General features: G+C 48.6%; 18 protein-coding genes, 14 tRNA genes, 2 rRNA genes and 1 pseudogene. 30 read left to right on the top strand and 5 right to left on the bottom strand.

Going from position 1 to position 23,944, the window contains the following annotated elements:
* Positions 1-164 precede the first annotated feature (164 nt).
* From QMA13_RS33525 to QMA13_RS33445, 17 genes are all read left to right on the top strand, one after another.
* Positions 165-3,087, top strand: a 23S ribosomal RNA gene (locus QMA13_RS33525).
* A 197-nt stretch (positions 3,088-3,284) separates the two neighbouring features.
* Positions 3,285-3,401, top strand: a 5S ribosomal RNA gene (gene rrf, locus QMA13_RS33520).
* Between the two features lie 43 nt (positions 3,402-3,444).
* A tRNA-Ile gene (locus QMA13_RS33515) sits at positions 3,445-3,521 on the top strand.
* Between the two features lie 4 nt (positions 3,522-3,525).
* Positions 3,526-3,601 (top strand) — tRNA-Asn (locus QMA13_RS33510).
* A gap of 8 nt (positions 3,602-3,609) precedes the next feature.
* Positions 3,610-3,684: transfer RNA gene (locus QMA13_RS33505), tRNA-Glu, on the top strand.
* A 76-nt stretch (positions 3,685-3,760) separates the two neighbouring features.
* Positions 3,761-3,836 (top strand) — tRNA-Val (locus QMA13_RS33500).
* A 13-nt stretch (positions 3,837-3,849) separates the two neighbouring features.
* Positions 3,850-3,926, top strand: a tRNA-Met gene (locus QMA13_RS33495).
* A gap of 14 nt (positions 3,927-3,940) precedes the next feature.
* Positions 3,941-4,017: transfer RNA gene (locus tag QMA13_RS33490), tRNA-Asp, on the top strand.
* A 27-nt stretch (positions 4,018-4,044) separates the two neighbouring features.
* Positions 4,045-4,117 (top strand) — tRNA-Phe (locus QMA13_RS33485).
* Between the two features lie 6 nt (positions 4,118-4,123).
* Positions 4,124-4,196 (top strand) — tRNA-Lys (locus QMA13_RS33480).
* Positions 4,197-4,203: 7 nt separating this feature from the next.
* Positions 4,204-4,287, top strand: a tRNA-Leu gene (locus QMA13_RS33475).
* A 7-nt stretch (positions 4,288-4,294) separates the two neighbouring features.
* Positions 4,295-4,369 (top strand) — tRNA-Gly (locus tag QMA13_RS33470).
* A gap of 12 nt (positions 4,370-4,381) precedes the next feature.
* Positions 4,382-4,455 (top strand) — tRNA-Arg (locus tag QMA13_RS33465).
* 8 nt (positions 4,456-4,463) lie between these two features.
* Positions 4,464-4,546, top strand: a tRNA-Leu gene (locus QMA13_RS33460).
* A gap of 7 nt (positions 4,547-4,553) precedes the next feature.
* Positions 4,554-4,630, top strand: a tRNA-Pro gene (locus QMA13_RS33455).
* Positions 4,631-4,640: 10 nt separating this feature from the next.
* Positions 4,641-4,711: transfer RNA gene (locus tag QMA13_RS33450), tRNA-Gly, on the top strand.
* A 187-nt stretch (positions 4,712-4,898) separates the two neighbouring features.
* The gene (locus QMA13_RS33445; RefSeq protein WP_282937942.1) at positions 4,899-5,321 is read left to right on the top strand and encodes an SRPBCC family protein; all 423 of its coding nucleotides are present in this window, start codon (positions 4,899-4,901) and stop codon (positions 5,319-5,321) included.
* Between the two features lie 111 nt (positions 5,322-5,432).
* Here QMA13_RS33445 and QMA13_RS33440 read toward each other — a convergent pair whose 3' ends face one another.
* Positions 5,433-6,791 (bottom strand): MFS transporter, encoded by a 1,359-nt coding sequence (locus QMA13_RS33440; protein WP_282937941.1) that lies wholly within the window; start codon positions 6,789-6,791, stop codon positions 5,433-5,435.
* Positions 6,792-6,935: 144 nt separating this feature from the next.
* On the opposite strand from QMA13_RS33440, the gene QMA13_RS33435 reads away from it, so the two are divergent.
* The 6 genes and pseudogenes from QMA13_RS33435 to QMA13_RS33415 all read left to right on the top strand — a co-directional run bounded on the left by QMA13_RS33435 (position 6,936) and on the right by QMA13_RS33415 (position 12,254).
* On the top strand, positions 6,936-7,868 hold the full coding sequence (locus tag QMA13_RS33435; RefSeq protein WP_282937940.1) for a LysR family transcriptional regulator: 933 nt from the start codon (positions 6,936-6,938) through the stop codon (positions 7,866-7,868).
* Between the two features lie 67 nt (positions 7,869-7,935).
* Entirely contained in the window at positions 7,936-8,901 is a 966-nt protein-coding gene (locus QMA13_RS33430; protein ID WP_282937939.1) for a helix-turn-helix transcriptional regulator, read from the top strand.
* A 146-nt stretch (positions 8,902-9,047) separates the two neighbouring features.
* Positions 9,048-9,551, top strand: a complete 504-nt coding sequence (locus QMA13_RS33425) for a DinB family protein (protein ID WP_282937938.1) — start codon at positions 9,048-9,050, stop codon at positions 9,549-9,551.
* A gap of 244 nt (positions 9,552-9,795) precedes the next feature.
* Positions 9,796-10,086 (top strand): annotated as a pseudogene (locus QMA13_RS36785) (nucleic acid/nucleotide deaminase domain-containing protein); the annotation flags it as partial.
* A gap of 30 nt (positions 10,087-10,116) precedes the next feature.
* Entirely contained in the window at positions 10,117-10,644 is a 528-nt protein-coding gene (locus QMA13_RS33420; protein ID WP_282937937.1) for an SUKH-4 family immunity protein, read from the top strand.
* 782 nt (positions 10,645-11,426) lie between these two features.
* Positions 11,427-12,254, top strand: coding sequence for an ABC transporter ATP-binding protein (locus QMA13_RS33415; protein WP_282937936.1), 828 nt, complete (start codon positions 11,427-11,429; stop codon positions 12,252-12,254).
* A gap of 1 nt (position 12,255) precedes the next feature.
* Here the strand turns inward: QMA13_RS33415 and dapA are convergent, their stop codons facing one another.
* Positions 12,256-13,131 carry a 4-hydroxy-tetrahydrodipicolinate synthase gene (dapA, locus tag QMA13_RS33410; RefSeq protein ID WP_282937935.1) on the bottom strand — a complete coding sequence of 292 codons (876 nt, stop codon included), beginning with the start codon at positions 13,129-13,131 and terminating at the stop codon, positions 12,256-12,258.
* A gap of 144 nt (positions 13,132-13,275) precedes the next feature.
* Here dapA and QMA13_RS33405 point away from each other — a divergent pair, with 144 nt between their 5' ends.
* Complete coding sequence (locus QMA13_RS33405) at positions 13,276-14,184, top strand: LysR family transcriptional regulator (protein ID WP_282937934.1); 909 nt, start codon at positions 13,276-13,278, stop codon at positions 14,182-14,184.
* Between the two features lie 106 nt (positions 14,185-14,290).
* Here QMA13_RS33405 and QMA13_RS33400 read toward each other — a convergent pair whose 3' ends face one another.
* Positions 14,291-14,710 carry a universal stress protein gene (locus QMA13_RS33400; RefSeq protein WP_282937933.1) on the bottom strand — a complete coding sequence of 140 codons (420 nt, stop codon included), beginning with the start codon at positions 14,708-14,710 and terminating at the stop codon, positions 14,291-14,293.
* A 319-nt stretch (positions 14,711-15,029) separates the two neighbouring features.
* Between QMA13_RS33400 and QMA13_RS33395 the strand changes: the two genes are divergently transcribed.
* Genes QMA13_RS33395 through QMA13_RS33375 form a run of 5 tightly spaced genes read left to right on the top strand, consistent with a single transcriptional unit; the run spans position 15,030 to position 19,975 of the window.
* Positions 15,030-16,571 carry an ABC transporter substrate-binding protein gene (locus tag QMA13_RS33395; protein ID WP_282943675.1) on the top strand — a complete coding sequence of 514 codons (1,542 nt, stop codon included), beginning with the start codon at positions 15,030-15,032 and terminating at the stop codon, positions 16,569-16,571.
* 19 nt (positions 16,572-16,590) lie between these two features.
* Entirely contained in the window at positions 16,591-17,577 is a 987-nt protein-coding gene (locus QMA13_RS33390) for an ABC transporter permease (RefSeq protein ID WP_282937932.1), read from the top strand.
* 1 nt (position 17,578) lies between these two features.
* Positions 17,579-18,409: an ABC transporter permease gene (locus QMA13_RS33385; RefSeq protein WP_282937931.1), complete on the top strand. Its 831-nt coding sequence runs from the start codon at positions 17,579-17,581 to the stop codon at positions 18,407-18,409.
* A gap of 44 nt (positions 18,410-18,453) precedes the next feature.
* The gene (locus QMA13_RS33380) at positions 18,454-19,377 is read left to right on the top strand and encodes an ABC transporter ATP-binding protein (RefSeq protein ID WP_282937930.1); all 924 of its coding nucleotides are present in this window, start codon (positions 18,454-18,456) and stop codon (positions 19,375-19,377) included.
* Positions 19,367-19,975 carry an ABC transporter ATP-binding protein gene (locus QMA13_RS33375; protein ID WP_282937929.1) on the top strand — a complete coding sequence of 203 codons (609 nt, stop codon included), beginning with the start codon at positions 19,367-19,369 and terminating at the stop codon, positions 19,973-19,975. The genes QMA13_RS33380 and QMA13_RS33375 overlap by 11 nt, the downstream gene beginning before the upstream one ends.
* Positions 19,976-20,036: 61 nt before the next feature.
* On the opposite strand, the gene QMA13_RS33370 is transcribed toward QMA13_RS33375, so the two are convergent.
* Positions 20,037-20,459: a universal stress protein gene (locus QMA13_RS33370; RefSeq protein ID WP_282937928.1), complete on the bottom strand. Its 423-nt coding sequence runs from the start codon at positions 20,457-20,459 to the stop codon at positions 20,037-20,039.
* Between the two features lie 168 nt (positions 20,460-20,627).
* On the bottom strand, positions 20,628-21,548 hold the full coding sequence (locus tag QMA13_RS33365) for a helix-turn-helix transcriptional regulator (RefSeq protein ID WP_282937927.1): 921 nt from the start codon (positions 21,546-21,548) through the stop codon (positions 20,628-20,630).
* Positions 21,549-21,683: 135 nt separating this feature from the next.
* Here QMA13_RS33365 and QMA13_RS33360 point away from each other — a divergent pair, with 135 nt between their 5' ends.
* Positions 21,684-23,642, top strand: coding sequence for a glycoside hydrolase family 127 protein (locus QMA13_RS33360; protein WP_282937926.1), 1,959 nt, complete (start codon positions 21,684-21,686; stop codon positions 23,640-23,642).
* Positions 23,643-23,944 lie beyond the last annotated feature (302 nt).

The following is a 23,944-nucleotide window of genomic DNA, read 5'->3' as shown; positions in this document are numbered from 1 at the left end:
TTGGTCAGTTTTGAGAGGATAACACTTCTCAAAAAGCCTGACAACTGACATGGCTTTGCCAATGTAACAGTTGCAGACAGATTGTTCCTTGAAAACTAGATATCGAAATAAATGCGTAGAGCAATACACGTAGTGACGATTCTTTACGAATCGAATCATTAGCTGGTTAAGCTAATAAGAGCACACGGAGGATGCCTAGGCGCTAGGAGCCGAAGAAGGACGTGGCGAACGACGAAATGGCCTCGGGGAGCCGTAAGCAGGCTTTGATCCGGGGATGTCCGAATGGGGGAACCCAGCTGAGGTAATACTCAGTTACTCGCATCTGAATACATAGGATGTGTAGAGGCATACGAGGAGAACTGAAACATCTAAGTACCCTCAGGAGAAGAAAACAAAAGTGATTCCGTCAGTAGCGGCGAGCGAAAGCGGAATAGCCCAAACCAGGGGGCTTGCTCCCTGGGGTTGTGGGACGTCAATGTGCGAAAAGTTGGTTAGGTGAAGCGGTCTGGAAAGGCCGACCAGAGAGGGTAAAAGTCCTGTAGCCAAAAACGAACGTATCGCTAGACGGATCCCGAGTACCGCGAGACACGTGAAACCTCGTGGGAAGCAGGCAGGACCATCTGCCAAGGCTAAATACTCCCTAGCGACCGATAGTGAAGCAGTACCGTGAGGGAAAGGTGAAAAGAACCGCGGGAGCGGAGTGAAATAGAACCTGAAACCGTGTGCTTACAAGAAGTCAGAGCCCGTTAATGGGTGATGGCGTGCCTTTTGTAGAATGAACCGGCGAGTTACGTTCCCGTGCAAGGTTAAGGTGAAGAGCCGAAGCCGCAGCGAAAGCGAGTCTGAATAGGGCGACTTAGTACGTGGGCGTAGACCCGAAACCATGTGATCTACCCCTGTCCAGGGTGAAGGTGCGGTAACACGCACTGGAGGCCCGAACCCACGAATGTTGAAAAATTCGGGGATGAGGTGGGGGTAGCGGAGAAATTCCAATCGAACTTGGAGATAGCTGGTTCTCCCCGAAATAGCTTTAGGGCTAGCCTCGGGAGATGAGTAGTGGAGGTAAAGCACTGATTGGGTGCGGGGCCCGCCAAGGGTTACCAAGTCCAGTCAAACTCTGAATGCCACATACTTTCATCCCGGGAGTCAGACAGTGAGTGCTAAGATCCATTGTCAAGAGGGAAACAGCCCAGACCATCAGCTAAGGTCCCCCAGTGTGTGTTAAGTGGGAAAGGATGTGGAGTTGCACAGACAACCAGGATGTTGGCTTAGAAGCAGCCACCATTGAAAGAGTGCGTAATAGCTCACTGGTCGAGTGACTCTGCGCCGAAAATGTAACGGGGCTAAACACGCCACCGAAGCTATGGCTAGGACAGTAATGTTCTTGGGTAGGGGAGCGTTGTATGTAGGTTGAAGGTGTACCGTAAGGAGCGCTGGACAGCATACAAGTGAGAATGCCGGTATGAGTAACGAAAAGACAAGTGAGAATCTTGTCCGCCGAAAGCCTAAGGGTTCCTGAGGAAGGCTCGTCCACTCAGGGTAAGTCGGGACCTAAGGCGAGGCCGAAAGGCGTAGTCGAAGGACAACAGGTTGAAATTCCTGTACCACCGTGAACCGTTATGAGCAATGGGGTGACGCAGAAGGATAGTGACGCGGGCTGATGGATGCCCGTCCAAGCAGAGAGGCTGATGTGTAGGCAAATCCGCACATCGATAAGGCTGGTCTGTGATGGGGAGCGAAAATTGCAGTAGCGAAGGTCATGAGTTCAGGCTGCCAAGAAAAGCCTCTAGCCAGGGAGAAGGTGCCCGTACCGCAAACCGACACAGGTAGGCGAGCAGAGCATGCTAAGGCGCGCGGAAGAACTCTCGTTAAGGAACTCGGCAAAATGACCCCGTAACTTCGGGAGAAGGGGTGCCTCGGTAGGGTGAATAGCCCGAGGGGGCCGCAGTGAAAAGGCCCAAGCGACTGTTTAGCAAAAACACAGGTCTGTGCGAAGCCGCAAGGCGAAGTATACGGGCTGACGCCTGCCCGGTGCTGGAAGGTTAAGGGGAGTGGTTAGGGAGCAATCCCGAAGCTATGAACCGAAGCCCCAGTAAACGGCGGCCGTAACTATAACGGTCCTAAGGTAGCGAAATTCCTTGTCAGGTAAATTCTGACCCGCACGAATGGCGTAACGACTTGGGCGCTGTCTCAACGAGAGATCCGGTGAAATTTTAATACCTGTGAAGATGCAGGTTACCCGCGACAAGACGGAAAGACCCCATGGAGCTTTACTGCAGCTTGATATTGGACTTTGGTACGATCTGTACAGGATAGGTGGGAGCCTGAGAAGCATGAGCGCCAGCTTGTGTGGAGGCGACGTTGGGATACCACCCTGATCGTATCGGAGTTCTAACCCGCGGCCATGAACTGGTCGGGGAACAGTGTCAGGTGGGCAGTTTGACTGGGGCGGTCGCCTCCTAAAAAGTAACGGAGGCGCCCCAAGGTTCCCTCAGAATGGTTGGAAATCATTCGAAGAGTGCAAAGGCATAAGGGAGCTTGACTGCGAGACAAACAGGTCGAGCAGGGACGAAAGTCGGGCTTAGTGATCCGGTGGTACCGAATGGAAGGGCCATCGCTCAACGGATAAAAGCTACCCTGGGGATAACAGGCTTATCTCCCCCAAGAGTCCACATCGACGGGGAGGTTTGGCACCTCGATGTCGGCTCATCGCATCCTGGGGCTGAAGTAGGTCCCAAGGGTTGGGCTGTTCGCCCATTAAAGCGGTACGCGAGCTGGGTTCAGAACGTCGTGAGACAGTTCGGTCCCTATCTGTCGTGGGCGTAGGAAATTTGAGAGGAGCTGTCCTTAGTACGAGAGGACCGGGATGGACGTACCGCTGGTGTACCAGTTGTTCCGCCAGGAGCACGGCTGGATAGCTACGTACGGACGGGATAAGCGCTGAAAGCATCTAAGCGTGAAGCCCCCCTCAAGATGAGATTTCCCAGTATGTAAGACCCCTTGAAGACGACGAGGTTGATAGGTTCGGGGTGGAAGCACGGCAACGTGTGGAGCTGACGAATACTAATCGGTCGAGGGCTTATCCAAGATTCTGTGATGTGTACAACATGCAGAAGTATAGCTCAACCAACGCGCATTTATTTCGTATCTAGTTTTCAAGGAATAAGCCTTGAGCTGCATGTCCTTTTTAAGGAAGGATATTTTCTCGCAGCGATTTCGAAGAAGTAACGCTTCGAAAAAAGCGTATGCTTACGAAGACAGTTTTGCTAAAGCAAAACTCTTAGTTTGGTGATGATGGCGGAAGGGAACCACGCGTACCCATACCGAACACGAACGTTAAGCCTTCCAGCGTCGATGGTACTTGGACCGCAGGGTCCTGGGAGAGTAGAACGTCGCCAAGCAAATCCCCACGTATGTGGGTTTTTTCTTTCAAAAAAGTTGTAAGGGCCTTTAGCTCAGCTGGTTAGAGCGCACCCCTGATAAGGGTGAGGTCGGTGGTTCGAGTCCACTAAGGCCCACCAACGTTCCCTGATAGCTCAGTTGGTAGAGCACTCGACTGTTAATCGAGTTGTCACAGGTTCGAGTCCTGTTCGGGGAGCCATTTTGTACGGCCCGTTGGTCAAGGGGTTAAGACACCTCCCTTTCACGGAGGTAACAGGGGTTCGAATCCCCTACGGGTCACCACTCAATCCCCACAAAGTGAAGCTAGCGAAGTTCATTCCGATTACTTTGCGTGGACCCCATAATAATTTATACATATGGAGGCTTAGCTCAGCTGGGAGAGCATCTGCCTTACAAGCAGAGGGTCGGCGGTTCGATCCCGTCAGCCTCCACCATATAGTACAACGACGCGGGGTGGAGCAGCCCGGTAGCTCGTCGGGCTCATAACCCGAAGGCCGCAGGTTCAAATCCTGCCCCCGCAACCAATTTATTTTAGTGTGGAGCCGTGGTGTAGAGGCCTAACATGCCTGCCTGTCACGCAGGAGACCGCGGGTTCGAATCCCGTCGGCTCCGCCATTTTTACTTCAAAACCAAACATGTTAAGGCTCGGTAGCTCAGTCGGTAGAGCAGAGGACTGAAAATCCTCGTGTCGGCGGTTCGATTCCGTCCCGAGCCATTGCGTGAGCCATTAGCTCAGTTGGTAGAGCACCTGACTTTTAATCAGGGTGTCGAAGGTTCGAGTCCTTCATGGCTCAGATTCATGCGTTCGTGGCGGAATTGGCAGACGCGCACGGTTCAGGTCCGTGTGGGCTAACCCCCGTGGAGGTTCGAGTCCTCTCGAGCGCATCGTAATGCGGAAGTGGCTCAGCGGTAGAGCATCGCCTTGCCAAGGCGAGGGTCGCGGGTTCGATTCCCGTCTTCCGCTCCAATATATTTTTTTGCGCCCTTAGCTCAGCTGGATAGAGCGTTTGACTACGAATCAAAAGGTCGGGAGTTCGAATCTCTCAGGGCGCGTGTAGTAAGCCGGTGTGGCGGAATTGGCAGACGCGCGCGACTCAAAATCGTGAGGGAAACCGTGGGGGTTCGAGTCCCTTCACCGGCACCACAATCTTCGGGATGTAGCTCAGCTTGGTAGAGCACCTGGTTTGGGACCAGGGGGTCGCATGTTCAAATCGTGTCATCCCGACCATCTTATTTTTGCGGGTGTAGTTCAATGGTAGAACTCCAGCCTTCCAAGCTGGTAGCGTGGGTTCGATTCCCATCACCCGCTTAAAGGCATAAACCTTGAGAAATCAAGGTTTTTTTGTTTTTTCAGAAGGGCCATTGAATCCTAATTGTACCGAATCTGAATATCCCTTGACGCGAACCAAGCTCTTATTAAAATAAAGATAAATAGATTAACTTTCTACTATATTTGTTTATAATAGGAAGTAGTTAGATGATAGGAGGGTGAAGTGATGACTAAAACTGTAGGGCAAACGGCATCCGTAGGGTTTCAAATAGGCGTTAGAAGAACTTTGCATTTGACTCAAGAGCAGGCTTGGGAATACTTGATCTCACCGTCTGGATTAAAGCTGTGGTTAGGCGATTTGGAGACTTTGAATCTAGAGGTAGGGCAAGCGTACTCAGCCAATGACGGAACCTCAGGAGAATTGAGAGTCGTTAAGCCATACGAACAACTGAGAATGACTTGGCAAAGAAAAAATTGGCCTAAATCCTCGACGCTTCAAATTCGTTTAATACCTGGGAGCGGCAATAGAACGACTATCAGCTTTCATCAGGAAAAGCTGACGGATCTCAACGCTAGAGAAGAAATGAAGCTGCGCTGGGAGAACGTGTTGTCCCATCTTGCAGATTACGCCGAACAAATAAGCAGCTAACTATATGATAAATAAAAAAGAAACCGTACACTTAGCAGAGAAAGTGAGACTTTTGTCTACTTCCATTGCTGTAGGTACGGTTTTTCGTTATTTATCGCTAACGCGATCCGTCTAACTTTGGACGGTTTCTCGGTCTTGTACGGCTGAAGCAGCTTGTTTGATCGCTTTACCGGACTTTTTGTACAATCCCAGCATGGTCAAAGATATCAACAAAATAATGAACAGAATGAAATATAAATGCTGATAAGCTAGCGCCGGAGCGGTATTTTTTTGCCAAACGAGAAAGATTCCGCAAACGGCGACGGCGAACGATCCGCCAAGGTATTGCGACAGCTGCGTAAGACCCATTCCGGACCCAATCAAATGCTTGGGCAGTATCCGCGACACTTCATTCGATAAAGCAGAGGTGACGGACGATAGGGCAGGAGAAAAAATAAGATAAGCTGCTAAGGTAACATATGCAGATGCATGAACCCATAACGATATCATCAGTATGGAGATCCCTAGTAGAATATGTCCAGCAATCATGAAGCGAAAGTTGCCGTATCGGTCAATCCAGCGTCCGACCAGCTTCAGCAAACAAGCTGACAGGAAAGCACCTGGGAAAATCATCAGGCCAATGGACGCAGCCCCCATAGTGAACACTTTAGAATAGATGAGCGGCATCAGAAACAGCATCGATAGGTTCAGCACAAAAACAGAGAAAGCAATAAATAGGAGCTTACGGTATGCTGCGTTCCGGAATAAAATGGGAGGGATGAACGGCTTCTCCACTCGTCGCAGGTGCCATGCCGTTAACCATAATGCCACGATACTAAGAATGAGAACAATAATGGACAGCTGAGTGACAGCAATCAAGAAGGCTGACGAAGTGATGACAATCAAAGCTGCTCCAACATAATCGAATCGAACCCGATCCAACGTTTCTTTAGGAATGAGTCTCCACAAGATCGGTACTAACAGGACAACCAAGCAGGTGACGGCAAACAGCTCATGCCATCCCAGATATTGCGTAATAGCTCCGCCTATGACGGGCCCTAATCCAAACGCCAGCGCGCTTCCCGATGCGATCATGGAGATCGCTCTCCCACGCCGCTCATACGGAACATATCGGCTCGCAAGCACCATTCCTAGACCAGGCGTAGCGCCAGCTCCACTAGCCTGAAATAAACGGGCGAACAGGACAAGTCCAAAGCTGTCGGCAAAAAGGCCAACAATAGATGCGATAACGAGAAGAGTAATCCCTATGGACCAAAGCTTCCGGATAGGGATGAAATCCGATAGTCTGCTGAAAATAATGGTAGAGAGGGCAAAAACGATGGAATACCCCGATACGATCCATGAGCCCTGACCCGCTGTAATGTGAAGCTGCTCGATAATATCCGGAAGAGATACGTTGAACATCGTCGTATTCATAACAACAATAAAGTTCCCGAGCGCCCACACGGGGATTGTAATTTTATCATTCATACGTGATATAACCGCCTGACATGTGACTTTTTTGACACCATTGTTTATACTACTCTTGATTGTTTATATATAAAAATATATTTTTTTGTATGAATTGATAAGTTATAGCTTATAAAGAGATAAACAGGTTGGAGGGAAGTTACAGTGGAGTTGCTTCAGCTCAAATATTTTCGAACCGTTGCAAGACATGAGCATATGACGCGTGCTGCCAAGGAACTGCGAATTGCACAGCCTGCGCTCAGCCAAACGATTGCCAAGCTGGAATTGGAGATAGGCGTACCTTTATTTGATCGACAAGGTAGGAGCATTAAACTCAATCCGTTCGGAAAAGCATTTTTAAAGCATCTGGATCGAGCTCTATCGGCTATTGATGACGGCTTACAGGAGGTTAAGGATCTTGCTGGGCTGGAGCAAGGGTACATCACGCTAAGTGTCGTTTCTACCCAAGTGTTGGGAGATTTGCTAAAGGCGTTTCACCTGGAGCATCCCAACGTGAAATTCCGCGTTCATCAGCAGCCGATACAGACCATGATTCAGCAGCTTTATAGCGGCGAAGTGGATTTATGCATTGCTTCTTTGCCTATCGAGCATGCAGGTATTGAAACCGTGACATTAATTAACGATGAGGTCATATTGATCGTTCCTCAGGAGCATCGGTTGGCAGACCGCCGAAGTGTTCGTCTTTGTGAGGTTGCCCATGATACGTTTATCAACTTAAAAAAAGGCAGCAACATTCGCGATCTGACCGACGTTTATTTCGAGCAGGCGGGCATTCAACCGGACATTGCTTTTGAAATCGATGAACCGGCTTCCGTACGAAGCTTGGTCAAAGCGGGGCTGGGTATCTCATTTAGCACCCTGCTTAATTTGAGGTATTGGGATCACACTACGGTCGTCCCGCTGCGGATTGAAGAGCCGGTATGCCATCGTCCGATCGGTCTTGCTTGGAAAACGGACCGTTTTCATTCTTTAGCGGTGCGTAACTTTCGGCAGTTTGTTATGGATTATTTTATAAAGCTGCAGAAGGAGAAGTGTCTGGATGAAGTGATTATAGTTCCAGACGAGGGAAGGAATTGAATTATTTTCCTTCTATGCATACAATGAACTCATGTGCTTGTCCATAAGGGAAAGGAGTGCCTGATCCATGTCGAAAGCGGACAACATGCTCTCCATATTGTGGCTGTTGAAAAAAGGGAAACGATTCACTGCCAAACAGTTGGCAGAAGAGCTGGAAATGAACATTCGTACTGTATATCGGTATATTGACGCGCTATGTGCCAGTGGAGTGCCGATTATCGCAGATTCCGGGCATAATGGAGGCTACAGTCTGCTGGAGCGGTTTCACGAAGCCCCGTTGTTTTTTGAGATGAGCGAGCAGAAGGCGCTTATACAAGCGGCTGTTTTTGCCAGAGAGGCAGGCTATCCACATGGGGAGGCTTTGCAGCGTGCGGTCGATAAATTGAAGTTGTACACCAATGATGAGCAATTAAATGAAATTAACCGGCATTTGGTTGGCTTCGATGTCATTCATGCTCCGTCGGATGCTGTACAGGAGCGGCTGCTTCAAGAACTGGAGACCTCCGTAGCTAACGGAAGCACTATGGCAATGGAGTACATGAAGGGGACTGCCGCTTTCACAGAACAACGCGAGATCAATCCTTACGGGGTCGTTTATTGGAAAGGGAAGTGGTATGTCGTTGCTTATTGCCATCTTCGAGAGGACATTCGCAGCTTCCGTGTAGATCGTATTCAATCATTGTCTCGAACCGTGAACGAGTTTGAACGGCCACAAGGTTTTTCTGCACGTGAGTTTTTTATGAGTACCATGCTCCCAGATAAGAATAACGAGGAAAAGCTTATTTCCGTCCGAATCGAAGGAAAGGAGCAGACGATCAACGATTTATGCCAACATTGGCTGCTCTCTCATGTCATGGTGGGCAGAACGGCAACCGAGGTGCATTACAGACTTGAGGAAAAGTCTGTTGCGACCTTCCTTCCTCATTTGCTGCTGCCGTATGGCAGATCGTTAAGGGTTTTGGAGCCATCCTTACTACAGGAAAGACTGGTTGCTGTCACAACCGGTTTGTTGGATTATTATCAGACCATGTAGGTTTATTTTCAACTGAATGCGATTGTTAGTCAAGCTGATGTAGGATACAAGTAGGATGTAAATGCATAAGAGTGCACGGTTGGCTATACGGATGATAAAGGTACTTAGCTGAACATCCAATACGGAGCTATAAGGAGATGTGTATAATGAAACATCAAGCGATACAACTGTACCAGTATCATGTTTGGGCGAATGAAAAAGTATTTAACCATCTTAAAGAGTTACCTCGTGAAACGTATGATGCTGTCGTGCAAAGCGTGTTTCCTTCGATATCCGAGGCGCTGATCCATATTTACAGAATAGATACGATGTGGCTTGGCGCTATGTCGGGTGAAAGCTACGAGAAGATGGTAGCTGGGATACAAAGGGTTCTCGAAGAGACGAAAGGAATAGGTCTGGAAAATTTGCAAACGTTGTACCAGCAGGCGGCAGAACAGTTTGAGGCCTTTTTTGCAAACGAAGATATGGATGCCGTAAAGCCTTATCCTCATCCACAGTATGGGACGCTTAACGCCAGCTACGCCGATATTGTGCAGCATCTTGTGAATCACGGAACTTATCACCGGGGGAATATAACGGCTATGCTTCGTCAGCAGGGGCAACGGGGGATACCGACTGATTATGCGTTTTATTTATATGAGATTAGATAATAGAAGATTTAAGATGAGCGTCTTAACTTTGATTGATGGGGTTTGGGCGCTTTTTTGTGTTTTTGGAATTCGAAAGATTTGATTAATTAGGGTAGGGCAGTTTATTTATCTACTTATTTTTTGGGGGTTAGGTCGATAGTCGCGCGAAATATTTAAAACAAGTATGGGGAAAGTGACCTATCAAGGAAAATTATTGAGGAAAGAATAGTAGAGGGGATCAGAGCGCTAAGAATATGCTGTATTTGAATATGTTGATAATAATGGGAATGTAGCTTATAAATTAGCTAGTAGTGAGGGAAAAGTAGTAGATGGTAAATTCATTGAAGGGCGCCATTCAGAAAAAGTAATACATGATTATCTTCAAAGTGAAGGAGTTGGCCCTCCACAAGTTAAAAGAATATACTCAGAAAGAGATTTTTGTGATCTTGCCGGTCATCACTGTTCCGAATTAGTGAAAAAGTATTATCCAAATGCTGAAAAATCCTTCTCCTATCCTTTCTCTACTAAAGAACAGGCTATTGAAAGTAACAGCTAATTAATGACATCAAGGAACAATTTGAAAATTATGAGCAATAAAAAAGAGGTGATAGCATTGATATCTAATAAAGATATTAAGGACTTTTGGGATAATGAATTTATTAAATACAGCGAAAAAGAACTGAAGAAATTTAATCTTTCAAAAGAAACGCTGTCTTTTTTGGCTGAGGTAGGGTTACCAAATGGAGAAATATTAAAAAAAAATGGAGTCTATCATAACTTTTATAAGAGTAATGATTTTAAGGAGATATTAATAGATAATGAAAAATATATTATCGTTGGGAAGTTTGCGGACGTAGACATCTTCATCTTTATTAAATGTAAAAGTGAAGAGGTTTTTACAACAAAAAAATCTAATTTGGTCTACATTAATTCATCGATTCGTAACTTTATAATTTTTGAACAAATTTGTCGTTCGGAGTTTTATAAGGTAAAGGCTTATGATGAAGATGAAATGAGTGCTGCTGTTGAAAGAATGAAGGAGAAGTTTATGAATATTGAGCCAAATGCAATAGTGGAGGATAGCTACTGGGACCAATATTTATTCCCGTACTAAATAGGTTTCTTATAATTCTAGTAACGAATATATCCATTTTCATTCATAAACAAACCAATGTAATACCAGTATGAAGATTTTGGCATCTCGATTATAAAAGGACAGCTCATAACATGCATGAATATTGTACAACCTAATTAACGCTATATAGTTGCAGGTCAATTATGGTCATACACTACCATGATTGACCTGCTTTTTTGATATCTTCGTTTTCTTACGTTATCTCAAATCTATCGCTATAGAATACCTAAAGCCAATATGGAGGGCGAGAAGGCAATTTTGACGGAATGTTAGAGCGTAGATATCTGTGAGATGTGGGATGGATTATCGCATGAGCTCGTATGGAGATCCCTAAGTGCGACCATACTTTACCCAGGTGAAGCCTTTTTTTGCACTTCAACAGCCCCACAAATTTCTACTTCAACTTCGTTCCACTGAAATGTTATCTAGTAATAAGAAATCTAGGTCAAAATCTAAGAAAAACGTGAGAATTTGAGAGAAAGGTGATTCTCCAGAGAAGGAGGCCATGTCTTAAAGGCAAGCCACTTGCCTCTTCTAATTAAGCTCGAAACTCATGAAAAATTCGGAGGGGAGGAACATGAAAGTTATCAGTATCATCCCATCAACCATATAGTAAAGGACTTCGATCTATATACCTTCCAATTCAATTGATGAAAGAATCTCAGTGTAAAAAGAGGATATTTGGTGTAGTCGAAAAAGGATTGTTTATGGTATGCTATTAAACATCAGATGATCAGATATTGTGGAGGAGAGGAAAACGAATGGACTATGTTATTGATTTGCAAAATGTGACGTATCGCAGAGAAAAAAATGAGCTGCTGACGGATATTAACTGGCAGGTTCGTCCGGGAGAGCATTGGGCCATTCTTGGCTTGAATGGTTCCGGTAAGACGACGATGCTTAATATCGTTAACGGATATATTTGGCCGACAACCGGTAAAGTATCCGTGCTGGGTCATCCATATGGCACCGTCGACCTCAGGGAACTGCGCATGTCTATCGGATGGGTGAGCTTGTCGTTGCAAGAGAAGCTGTATGCAACTGATAAGGTGGAGCATATCGTCGTAAGCGGTAAATATGCGACGATCGGCTTATACGAAAAGCCGGGTGAAGAGGATTGGGAGCGCGCAACCGCATTGATGGAGCAAATGCGCTGCATCCATTTGCAGGGTCGCCAGTATCAAACTTGCTCTCAAGGGGAAAAGCAAAAAATATTGATCGCTCGCGCACTGATGAGCTCGCCGAAGCTGTTAATTCTTGACGAGCCATGCAATGGGCTTGATTTGTTTTCACGGGAGGCACTTCTTGAAGTCATCGACCAACTGGCCAAGTCTCCTGATGCACCGACGCTGCTCTATGTGACTCATCACACGGAAGAGATTCTGCCGATGTTCCGTCATGCTTTGCTGCTGCGTCGGGGCGAGGTCTTCGCCTCCGGGCAGGTGAGCGAGGTGCTGACAGAGCAGCACCTGTCGAGCTTCTTCGAGTCACCCGTAGAGGTGTTGAGCCGGGAGGACCGGTACTGGGTCCTCCCGAAGCAGCAGCGCCACGATCAGTCGGCGCAGGAGGCCATCATGACAACGGAGTAAGTCATGAGGAGACGTAAGGCTGAAGCTGCTCTTGCAGCTTCGCGCTGATAGGCGTCAACGGCAAACGCAGTGTGCCGCTGGCGATATGGCCTTGCTCCGCAAGAAGCCATTTGAGCGGAGCAGGGTTGGGCTCGGCGAACAGCAGCCGGATGAGCGGCAGCAGTTCGTCGAATTCCTGCTTGGCCTCGCTCACGAGGCCAGAGATGAAGCGGTTGTAGATGTGTACGAACCGCTCGGTCTGCATATGTGCGGAAGCAAGCATGCCTCCTTGGGCTCCGCAGCAAAGAGAGGCGTAGAAGTAAGCATCCTCTCCACACAGCACCGGCTTGGATCCGCAGCGCGACAGCTCGGAGACCAGCTGAACACCCCCTGAACTATCCTTCATTCCAATGACGCCGTCCATATCCAGGATGGTCCGGACGATATCCACCTCTAGGGAAATTCCTGTACGGCTTGGAATTTCGTACAGAATAACTGGAACTCCTACTTCTGCAACCCTCCGATAATGTTCTATAATCCCTTGCTGTGAAGGTCTGTTGTAATAAGGCACGACGACGAGTGCTGCATCTGCTCCTAGCAGACCGGCTTGCTCCGTTCTTTGAACTGTGGCTACCGTATCGTTCGTACCGGTTCCTAGCACAAGCGGAACATGTACTGATCCTATCGTTTCCTTGGCGATGCTAGTCAAAGCTTCCCATTCCTGCTGCTTCATCGTCGGTGATTCACCGGTCGTTCCATTAACGACTAGTCCGTGAATGCCGTCTTGGATGTAACGGGATACCAGATTGCAGAACGATTCCTCATCCACTTCACCATTCGGGTGAAAGGGGGTTACAATCGGGATGAATATCCCTTTGAGCTGCTCTTCGGTTAACATGATGAATTCCTCCTAATAAGTTGTATAGAGTGAGCTACTGGCTGCGATTGATTAAACTCACTGTAGCATGGAATTCATTATCAGTGTTAGCTATAATAAATGATAAGGTGTATCAATAATTTTGATGATAGAGGCGAGTAGACGATGGATTTAACGTACTTTCGCACGTTTCGTGAGGTAGCCCGAAGGGCAAGCTTCACTCGCGCTGGCGAGGAGCTTGGGTATGCGCAGTCGAGCGTAACCATGCAAATACAGAAGCTGGAGAGGGAATACGGCGTCCCTCTATTTGAGCGCTATGGCAAACAGCTGCGTCTTACACCGCCGGGAGAGACTTTGCTCAAGCTAGCCGTACAAATGCTGGACCTGTACGACCAATCGAAGGAATCGATTGCCAATCAGGTCAGTGCTGCCGTCACCATAGGCACTATCGATTCGCTCGCGGCATATTACCTGCCGCCGTACCTGCAGCAGCTCAGGCAGCTGCAACCGGGACTGGGCATTCAGCTGCTGCCTGACAGCGAGGCAGCGCTGGTTGCGAAGGTCAAGGAGGGCGAGTACGACGTCGCCCTCCTTCTCGACCGCCATCCCGCTGATGCGGCGCTTCGCTGCATTACGGTTCGGGAGGAGCCCCTCGTGCTCATTGCTCCACCTGGGCATCCACTGACAAAGGTGCAGGGTACCGAACTGAGCGATCTCGAAGACTGCGAGCTAATCGTATCCGAGGGCAGCTGCATCTATCGGAGTACCTTTGAGAAGGTGCTGCGGGATAACGGAGTGGCGTATCGTATCGGCTTCGAGCTCGGCAGCCTTGAAGCGATTAAGCATTGCGTCATGAACGGACTTGGCATTGCCCTGCTGCCGCGAATAGCGGTCGGAGATGAGCTGGAGCGCGGTACGCTTGCGGTTATACCGTTTCACCATCCAGATCTCCGCTTCCAGCTGCAGGTGCTTTTGCATCCGAAGAAATGGATGTCGCAGACCCTGCTAACCTTTATTGGCTTGCTGACCGGGGAGGAATCAAGGGGAGAGAAGAAGAGTCACGTAAATGAGTGAGTCTGTTCGGACAAAAAAAGTCCTGCGAAGCATTCCGTAACCTAACGGATATTGTCGCAGGACTTTTTTGATGGCAACTTTTACTGATATCGAAAACCCCAACCTATCATTTAACGACTAAAACGGGGATCGCGGCGTGCTGAACGACATTATGACTTGTGCTTCCTAGGAACAGCTCATCAATCGCGGTCAAGCCTCGGCTGCCTATGACAATCAGATCGTTCTCGTTTTCACGTGCATGCTCGAGAATCGTTTTGGCGGGCTGGCCTTGTTTAATTATAGATTTAGCCGAGGGTAGATCGGAGATCAAACGTTTGATTTCCTCATCGACGGCCATCTCATGCTCATAGTAGTTTTTTTGCAGATGGGGGGTGGTGAGAACCGCTTCCCCCACTATGAGCACAGGCACATAATAGACGTGCAGCACTTCGATTTCAGCCGCGGCAGCAGCCAGTCTTTTGGCGTGCTCCAACGCCTTTTTGGAAAGCTCGGAACCGTCGTAGGCGACAAGAATTTTGGAAAACATGTTAAACACCTCTTTACTTTATTTAGGCCGTTAATCACATGGCGTATTCTTCCGTCAAATTGTACCTGTTCGTTATAACCTCTCCTTTCCGCGGCAGCTTTATTCTGGGGATACAAGTTTATTACCCTTTTGAAAGCAGAAGAACAACAGCTTTGGAAGAAAGGGATGACGGTCACAGTAATGTGTGTTACAATTTTTTTGATTCGTGTTACTGGATAATGTTTCATGATAAATGAATAAAAAAAAGGAGAGAGAAGTGTTGAGAGGACAAGCTGTTCGATTTTTTACCATGCTGCTTGCACTGGTGCTGTTTATCGTTATGACCGGGTGCACTCAAGCTCCGAAGGAAAGCGCAACGAAAGCGAAGGATGAATTGGTCGTAGCTGTTGGTTCCGAGCCGGAGGCGGGCTTTGATCCTACCACAGGATGGGGGCGATACGGTTCGCCACTATTTCAAAGCACTTTGTTTAAATATGATGAGAAAATGAGCATTGTGAACGACCTCGCTACGGGCTATGAATTGAGCGGCGAAGGGACGGTCTGGACGGTAAACATCCGCAAGGATGCGAAATTTACGGACGGAAAGCCGTTAACTGCAGCCGATATCCAATATACATACGAAACAGCCGCTAAAAGCGGTTCAGCTATTGATTTGAGTAATATGAAAAGCGTGGAGGCATTGAACGATTCGACGGTCAAATTTACTTTGAAGGAGCCGCAATCGACTTTTATCCAGATGATGCTGGCGACAGGAATTGTCCCTAAACACGCACATGGTAAAGATTATTCGCAAAAGCCGATGGGAAGCGGGCCATACAAGCTCATTCAATGGGACAAAGGGCAGCAACTGATTGTCGAGGCGAATCCGGATTATTACGGCGCGAAGCCTTATTTTAAAAAGCTGACGTTTCTGTTTCTAAGTGAGGACGCCGCTTTTGCCGCTGCCAAGGCAGGCAAGGTTGATGTATCTTACATTCCAGCAGCGTTCAGCAAACAGCAGGTGCCAGGCATGCGGCTTGAAACCGCTCATTCCGTAGATAATCGGGGAATCGTGTTCCCTTACGTCAAATCTGGAGGAAAAACGAAGGACGGCATACCGATCGGTAATGATGTAACCGCAGATATTGCGATTCGAAAAGCCATCAATACCGCGATAGATCGTAAAGCGTTGGTCAATGGGGTTTTGGAGGGCCATGGGACTCCGGCCTTTACCGTAAATGATGGTTTACCTTGGTACAATCCAGAATCTGTCGTACCGGATGCGGATCCGCAAGCAGCAAAGAAACTATTGGCTGACGCAGGTTGGAAGGATACGAACGGCGATGGTATTTTGGAAAAAGGATCGTTGAAAGCGGAGTTTTCTTTAATTTATCCATCGGATGACGTGACCCGTCAATCGCTCGCAATTACGGTGGCGGATATGATGAAATCAATCGGCATCAACATTAAGGTAGACGGCAAAAGCTGGGATGAAATCAAGAAGCTGATGCATTCCAATGCGATCATGCTTGGTTGGGGCAGCAACGATCCGATGGAGATGTACAATGTGTACAGCAGCAAATACGGCGGTGTCGAGTATTACAATCCAGGCTTCTACAACAACCCGACGGTGGATGATTACATGAACAAAGCGCTGCGCGCAACGAATACAAAGGACGCTATGGAATTTTGGAAAAAAGCGCAGTGGGACGGCACGACAGGCTTGAGTGCCAGAGGAGAGGCTCCTTGGGCATGGCTGGTTAACATCGACCATTTGTATTTGGTGAAGGACAATCTGGATATCGGCAAGCAGCGGATTCATCCCCACGGTCATGGCTGGCCGGTAACGGATAATATCGAAGAGTGGAAATGGCTGAAATAAGGGAAGCGGGGCGTTTGAGATGAGCGGAAGCTTGGTAAAGTTTCTTGGGCTAAAAGCCATGAGGCTGTGCCTCCTGTTGATTGCGATCAGCGCCGTGTCCTTCCTGCTCGTCAGCCAATCTCCCATCGATCCGGTTCAAGCCTACATCGGCTCCGATATGATGAAGGTATCGCCTGAGCAGCGTGAGCTGATCACTGCTCATTGGGGATTGGACAAGCCGCCGCTGGAGCGGTACCTGAAATGGGCAGCCTCGGTTGTACAAGGGGATATGGGCACGTCAATGATCTTTCGCCGTCCGGTTACAGAGGTAATCGGTGAACGATTCATGAGCTCCATCGCTTTGATGAGCACAGCGTGGCTGTTATCCGGTCTTATCGGCTTTGCTGCGGGTGTTGTTGCAGCGATGAATAAAGATCGTTGGATCGATAAAGCGATCAAGTGGTACTGCTATACGCTAGCTTCGACTCCAACCTTCTGGATGGGGCTGCTGCTGCTGATCGTATTTGCCGTATGGCTGGGATGGTTTCCTGTAGGAATGGGCGTTCCAGCGGGGGTGCTGGCACAGGATGTAACCTGGAGTGATCGAATTCAACATATGATTCTACCGGCATTGACACTCAGCGTAGTAGGAATTTCGACTATTGCAATGCACACAAGGGAGAAGCTGGTGAGTGTATTAACCAGCGATTATATATTGTTCGCCAAAGCGCGGGGAGAGCAAGGCTTCCAGCTGTTTTGGAGACATGGACTGCGCAATATTGCCCTCCCGGCAGTGACGCTGCAGTTCGCTTCCTTCAGCGAGCTGTTCGGAGGCGCTGTGCTTGCTGAGCAAGTGTTCTCATATCCAGGTCTAGGACAAGCTACTGTGGAAGCCGGTCTTCGTGGAGATATTCCGCTGCTGATGGGGCTTGTACTGTTCAGCGCTGTGTTTGTATTCTCGGGCAATCTGCTGGCCGACCTTATCTATCGAATCGTCGATCCGCGGTTCAGAGAGGGGCGGTCATAACATGAGTCATGGCAATATGAACCGAAGGCAGAGTACGTTAACTATGACTGTATTGTCTGTCGTGCTATTGATTACTGTAGTGTTGGCAGGCTTCCTCTTAAGCAGCGACAGGATTCAAACCCATCTGGAAATTCGCAATTTGGCACCTTCCTGGAGCCACCTATTCGGAACAGACTGGTTGGGACGGGATATGTTCACACGCACGATGAAAGGGCTAGTTTTGAGTATTGGAGTAGGTTTAACGGCAGCATCTTCCAGTGTGGTCATTGCAATGACCCTCGGGCTGGCTGCTGCTACGTTGGGTAAAACGGTTGATCGATTCATTAGTTGGCTTATTGATTTGTTCCTTAGTGTCCCCCATTTAGTAACGCTCATTCTTATTGCATTTGTTATGGGTGGGGGAGCCAAGGGGATTATTATCGGGATTGCGTTCACCCATTGGCCAAGTTTATCGCGTGTGATCCGCGCTGAAGTTATGCAGCTTAGGTCAGCCGAATTTGTTCAAATATCCGGGCATTTGGGAAAATCACACTGGTGGATTGCCACAAGGCATTTACTGCCCCACTTGGCTCCACAATTTGTGGTCGGGATTGTACTGCTATTTCCACATGCGATACTGCATGAAGCGGCCATTACATTTATTGGGATGGGATTGTCTCCGCATCAGCCTGCTATTGGAGTTATTTTGTCCGAATCCATGCGGTATCTATCAACGGGGATGTGGTGGCTGGCCTTCTTTCCAGGATTATGCCTATTGCTGATTGTAAGAGCGTTTGATGTACTGGGTGAAAACCTGCGTCAGCTCTTTGATCCGCATAAAGCGCATGAATAGGTCGCTGAAAGTTACTAGACAGAAGTAAAGGAGCTGAAGGAAAGATGCCTATTCTGGAAGTTCGGGACCTTTCCATATCGTTTACGCAATATACTAGCGGTCTGAAGCAGAACACGATCCAAGTCATACATGATCTGCATCTGGACGTTCATTCAGGTGAAATTGTTGCTATTGTCGGCTCCAGCGGTTCGGGCAAAAGCTTGCTCGCTCATGCGGTTCTGGGCATTTTGCCTGCGAATGCAAAGATGAGTGGAAGCATTCAATATGAGGGGCAGGAGCTGAATTCCCATCGGATTGCACAATTGCGGGGCAAAGAAATCGCACTAGTACCCCAGTCGGTAACGTTCCTTGATCCACTCATGCGGGTAGGTAAGCAGGTGAAAGCTTCTGTAAGGGAAGGAGACCCTGAGCCCAAGCTGAAAGAAGTATTCGAACGGTATCGGCTTGCCCCGGGTACGGATAAGAAATATCCGTTTGAGCTGTCCGGAGGGATGGCACGTCGTGTTCTGGTATCTACGGCTACGATCAGCGGAGCGAAGCTAATCATTGCTGATGAGCCGACTCCTGGCTTGGACCCTGCAGCCGTAAAAGAAACCTTGGGGAGATTCAGGGAGCTTGCGGATAGCGGTGCCGGCGTTATGCTGATTACGCATGATATCGAATCGGCATTGACGATTGCGGATCGGGTTGCCGTCTTCTATGCAGGCACGACGGTGGAAGTGGCCCATGCTAAAGATTTCAGTGCTTCGGGTGACGCATTACGCCATCCTTACAGTAAAGCCTTATGGCGTGCACTGCCGCAAAATGATTTCGCGCCGATACCAGGCTTTCAGCCGCATCCGAATGCGCTGCCTCCCGGCTGCTTGTTCGCTCCGCGCTGTGCACTCGCAACGCCGGAATGTAATGAAACCATGCCGCCAGAGCGCGAGCTGCGGGGCGGGATGGTGAGGTGTATTCATGAATCTTGAGGCACAACAGATTGGATTTTATTATGACAAGGGGACTTGGCTGTTCCGCGGTGTCGCCATAGAGATAAGGCCAGGAGAGGTCGTCGGGTTAGTGGGGCCAAGCGGCTTCGGTAAAACCTCGCTGGGCCGCATCCTCGCAGGCTTTGAAAAGCCGAAGGAGGGCAAAGTAACATTGGACGGCAAACCACTGCCTGTCTCTGGCTTTCACCCTGTGCAGCTTGTATTCCAGCATCCTGAGAAAGCGGTCAATCCGCGATGGACAATGGGGAGGATGCTGCGTGAAGGAGGGGAGCCTGACAGACAGCTGCTCTCCTCACTGGGCATTGAGCCGGATTGGCTCAACCGATGGCCGAATGAGCTGTCTGGCGGCGAGCTGCAGCGCTTCTGCGTTGCCCGTGCACTTGGAGCCGGGACACGCTTTCTGATTGCCGACGAAATGACAGCCATGCTCGATGCGATCACACAGGCCCAAATCTGGCATGCTGTTCTGGCTGAGGCAGCCAAGCGCGATATCGGCATATTGGTCGTGAGCCATGAACGGAAGCTGATCGACCGCATATGTCACCGAGTGGTAGATACAGCATCGTGGAGGAAATAAGAACAGCACTACACCGGCGGACGGTGTAGTGCTGTTGTGCGTTACAAGTCTATAACTCGTTTTACTTTACAATAAGAACGGGCACTTTGGCGTTCTGCACCACGTTGTGGCTGACGCTTCCAAGGAAGAACTCACGGATTGCGCCTAGCCCGCGGCTGCCCATAATAATTAAATCAATACCGTTTTCATCGGCATAATCCAAAATTGTATTAGCCGGAGATCCGTTCTGAATGACGTAGCTTGCATCTACAGAAGCCGGAATGACATCTTTGGCTTCCTGGATAACCGCTTCACTGATTTTCGGATCGATTGTGATGGTTGTACCCATGGCGTAGGATACGTCCTGTACGCCGTGAATGACGTGAAGCGGAGGGGCTTGGGCATCATGTGCGGCTTCCTGCTGTATGATATCGATTGCCTTTGCCAGCGCCTTTTTAGATAAGTTCGATCCGTCGTAGGCAACTAGAATTTTAGTAAATAGCATGATAACCACCTCCGTGATTATTTCGTTTTGTTTCTACGCTTTCATTATACCATGTCTTTATCGTAAATTGTCGAAAAAATCTGACTAGTTGTGTCAATTACAGGAACGATATGCAGCGTTTGGACAGTACTAGATCAGAAGCTTGATTAAGTTGTGAGCGAGCTAGCGCTAGCTTTCATCGATGTTCAGAGCGGCAGGCATGATACTTGCAGCCGCTGGCTGAAACTGCTTGCGATATTGTCGAGGCGTCAAGCCGATGCTCTGCGTGAAGCAGCGCGAGAAATAGGCCGAGTAATGAAAGCCTACGCTATCGGAAATCTCCGAAATCGGAAGGTCTGTTTTCAACAGCAGCAATCTTGCCTGTTCAAGACGATAGCGCTGCAAATAATCCAGCGGCGTGCATTGGTACACTTCCTTCATGCATCGGGCGATGTAATTCGGATGAAAGTGAAGCGCACCTGCAAGCATAGCATTGGTGATATCTACTTGATAATGCTGCTTCAAATAAGCTTCGGCTTTTTCTGCGACAATGCGCGAAGGGGCGAGGTTGCCTGGATGCTGACCTTCAACAGCGGCGCGAAGCAGGTCAACAAATAATTGCTGCTGCTCCCAAAAAGCATTCGATCGCATCCCGTTAGCCAGAGCCAGCAGCTTTTCGAATAGGTCATATCCTTGCTGAGGGGCTGACATCGTCCAATGCTTGGGAATGGTCAAAATGTGATTCTGAACCAGATCGATCTGGTTTTTGGAATGGATGTCGTCCTTGAGATAAAGATCGGAGAAGGTTTCCGCCTCCCTCCATGGGGCAGGAACTTGAAAATGAAGCCAGTAAAACAAAGTCTCCTCTTGGCATGGAGTTGTAGCATAATGATACCGATCTGGAAGGAGGATAAGCATCTCGCCCGCAGACAGCTCCCACCTTCTGTCTTCCTCCCCAATATAAAGCGTACCCTGACGAACGAGCAGAAGGTCGAACATGCCCAGGTTGGCTCTGTTCGGATGCTGATGGCCGTGCTGGTATATTGTTTTTCCGCACTCCAGGAAAAAGGGCAGCGGTACTGCCTGGATATGAATATAAAGGGATTCCATTCTACCGCACCTCAGGTTCAAATAGTATAAATTTAGGGTGAAACCAGTCGTATTTTTTATTTATTTTATAGGATATGATGAGGGCAAGAAAGGTTGAAATTGTATTTATATTATATCCGATGAGGATGTGACGTGATGTCGCTTTTTACCAGCAAACAGGTGCCTTTAAACAAGGTGCGAATGGATGATCCCTTCTGGTCTCCCTATACCCAACTGGTCCGCGAGGTCGTCATTCCATATCAATGGGAGGCTTTGAACGACGAGATCCCTGGAGCTGAGACGAGTCATGCAATGAGCAATCTTTTGATTGCGGCAGGTAAGAAGACAGGGGAGTTCGGCGGCTTTGTATTTCAAGATAGCGATTTAGCCAAATGGCTGGAGGCTGTAGCTTATTCTCTAGCGAATCATCCCGATGCAGAACTGGAAGCTTTAGCGGACCGGGTTATCGGCTTGATTGAAGAAGCACAGCACGACGACGGCTATTTCAATACCTACTTCACTATAAAAGAGCCGGATAAGCGCTGGACAAACCTAACGGATTGCCATGAGTTATATGTTGCAGGGCATTTGATAGAGGCGGCGGTTGCTTACTTTGAAGCTACTGGGAAACGTCGGTTCCTTGAGGTGATGTGCCGTTTTGCCGATTATATCGGTGTGGTGTTCGGTAGAGAGCCTGGGCAAATTCGAGGCTATGATGGCCATCAAGAAATTGAACTTGCTCTCGTAAAACTGTATCAAGCAACAGGAAACGATATCTATTTGCAGCTCAGCCGTTACTTCATTGATGAGAGAGGCCAACAGCCACATTTCTTCACTCAGGAGTGGGAGAAGAGGGGAGAGACTACCCATTGGAGACAGGGAAAGGTACCGCCTCCTAATTTGGCTTATCATCAAAGCCATGTGCCTGTCAGAGAACAAAAAGAAGCCGTCGGCCATTCGGTACGGGCGGTTTATATGTATACGGGAATGGCTGATTTGGCTGGGCATACCGGAGATGCTTCGCTATTAGAGGCTTGCCGGACGCTTTGGAACAATACGGTTTCCAAGCAAATGTACATAACAGGCGGCATCGGCTCAACCGCGCAAGGCGAGGCATTCACTTTCGATTATGACCTGCCGAACGATACGGTCTACGCAGAAACGTGTGCGTCGATCGGATTGATCTTTTTTGCCAATCGGATGCTCCAGTTGGAAGCCAAGGGGCAATATGCCGATGTGTTGGAGCGGGCGCTCTATAATAACGTGGCAGGAAGCATGGCGTTGGATGGAAAGCATTATTTCTACGTGAATCCGTTGGAAGTATGGCCGGAGGCAAGTAAGCATAATCCATCCTGCAAGCATGTGAAGACGTCTAGACAGCCTTGGTTTGGCTGCTCGTGCTGTCCGCCTAATGTGGCAAGGCTGCTTGCTTCTCTGGGAGGGTACATCTATACAAGTAACGCAGATACCGTCTATACGCATTTATATATCGGAAGCGAAGCGCAGTTGGAGGTTGCAGGTACGGGATTGCAGTTAAAGCAAAGTTCCAACTATCCGTGGGAAGGTCGAATTCAGTTGGAGGTTAACCCCGACGAAGCAGTTGAGTTCTCATTAGCACTTCACATTCCCGGATGGTGCCGCGGCGCTCAACTGAAAGTGAACGGAGAGCAAATGGAGGTGGAACCGCTTGCTGTTGATGGATATGCCTATATCAGCAGATTGTGGCAAGTAGGAGATATCGTGGAGCTGGAGCTGCCTATGACCGCACAGCGGGTTCGAGCGAATCCGAAGCTGCGGGCGAACGCAGGCAAAACGGCTATTCAACGCGGTCCTCTCGTGTATTGTTTGGAGGAGGCAGATAATGGCGAGCTGCTGACAGCCATTGTTCTTGACTCCGAAGGTGAATTAGCCGAACGGTTCGATGCCCATTTGTTGGGCGGTGTTGTCGTCGTAGAGGCTGCTGCTTCGCGTGAAGACGAGAATGCGTGGGGCGAAGAGGAATTATACCGTTTTGCGACCCAACCTACCGGTCCTCACCAATTAAAAGCTATCCCCTACTTTTTATGGGGAAACCGGACTCAAGGCGAAATGTCTGTTTGGATTCGGGAGAAGTGATCTATAAGTTAAATGAAGCTGTCTTCTATGCCGTTCTGGCAGGGAGATGGCTTTTGTTAAATTATTTTTCATTTCGGGGCTCCCCGCAAAGTACCTGAATCAGCTTTCCCCGAGTAGAACAGAGGGAATGGATATGGGGTGGAAAAGCGATAGCGGCCGCCTTTAAAGTCGTGTTTATACGGCCAGATACATTCAAAGAATAGGACTTTAACAGCGGTTGGAGCCCCATATCCACGTAAGGGTTTAGACAAGGACCTAGTGGGAGGCAGATAGGTAAGAGGTAGAAATGAACCTTTTTTGGG

It is taken from the genome of Paenibacillus sp. RC67, assembly GCF_030020805.1.
Lineage (GTDB): Bacteria > Bacillota > Bacilli > Paenibacillales > NBRC-103111 > Paenibacillus_S.
Note: the sequence above shows the minus strand (reverse complement) of the source record. Positions and strands in the feature narration are given on the sequence as shown.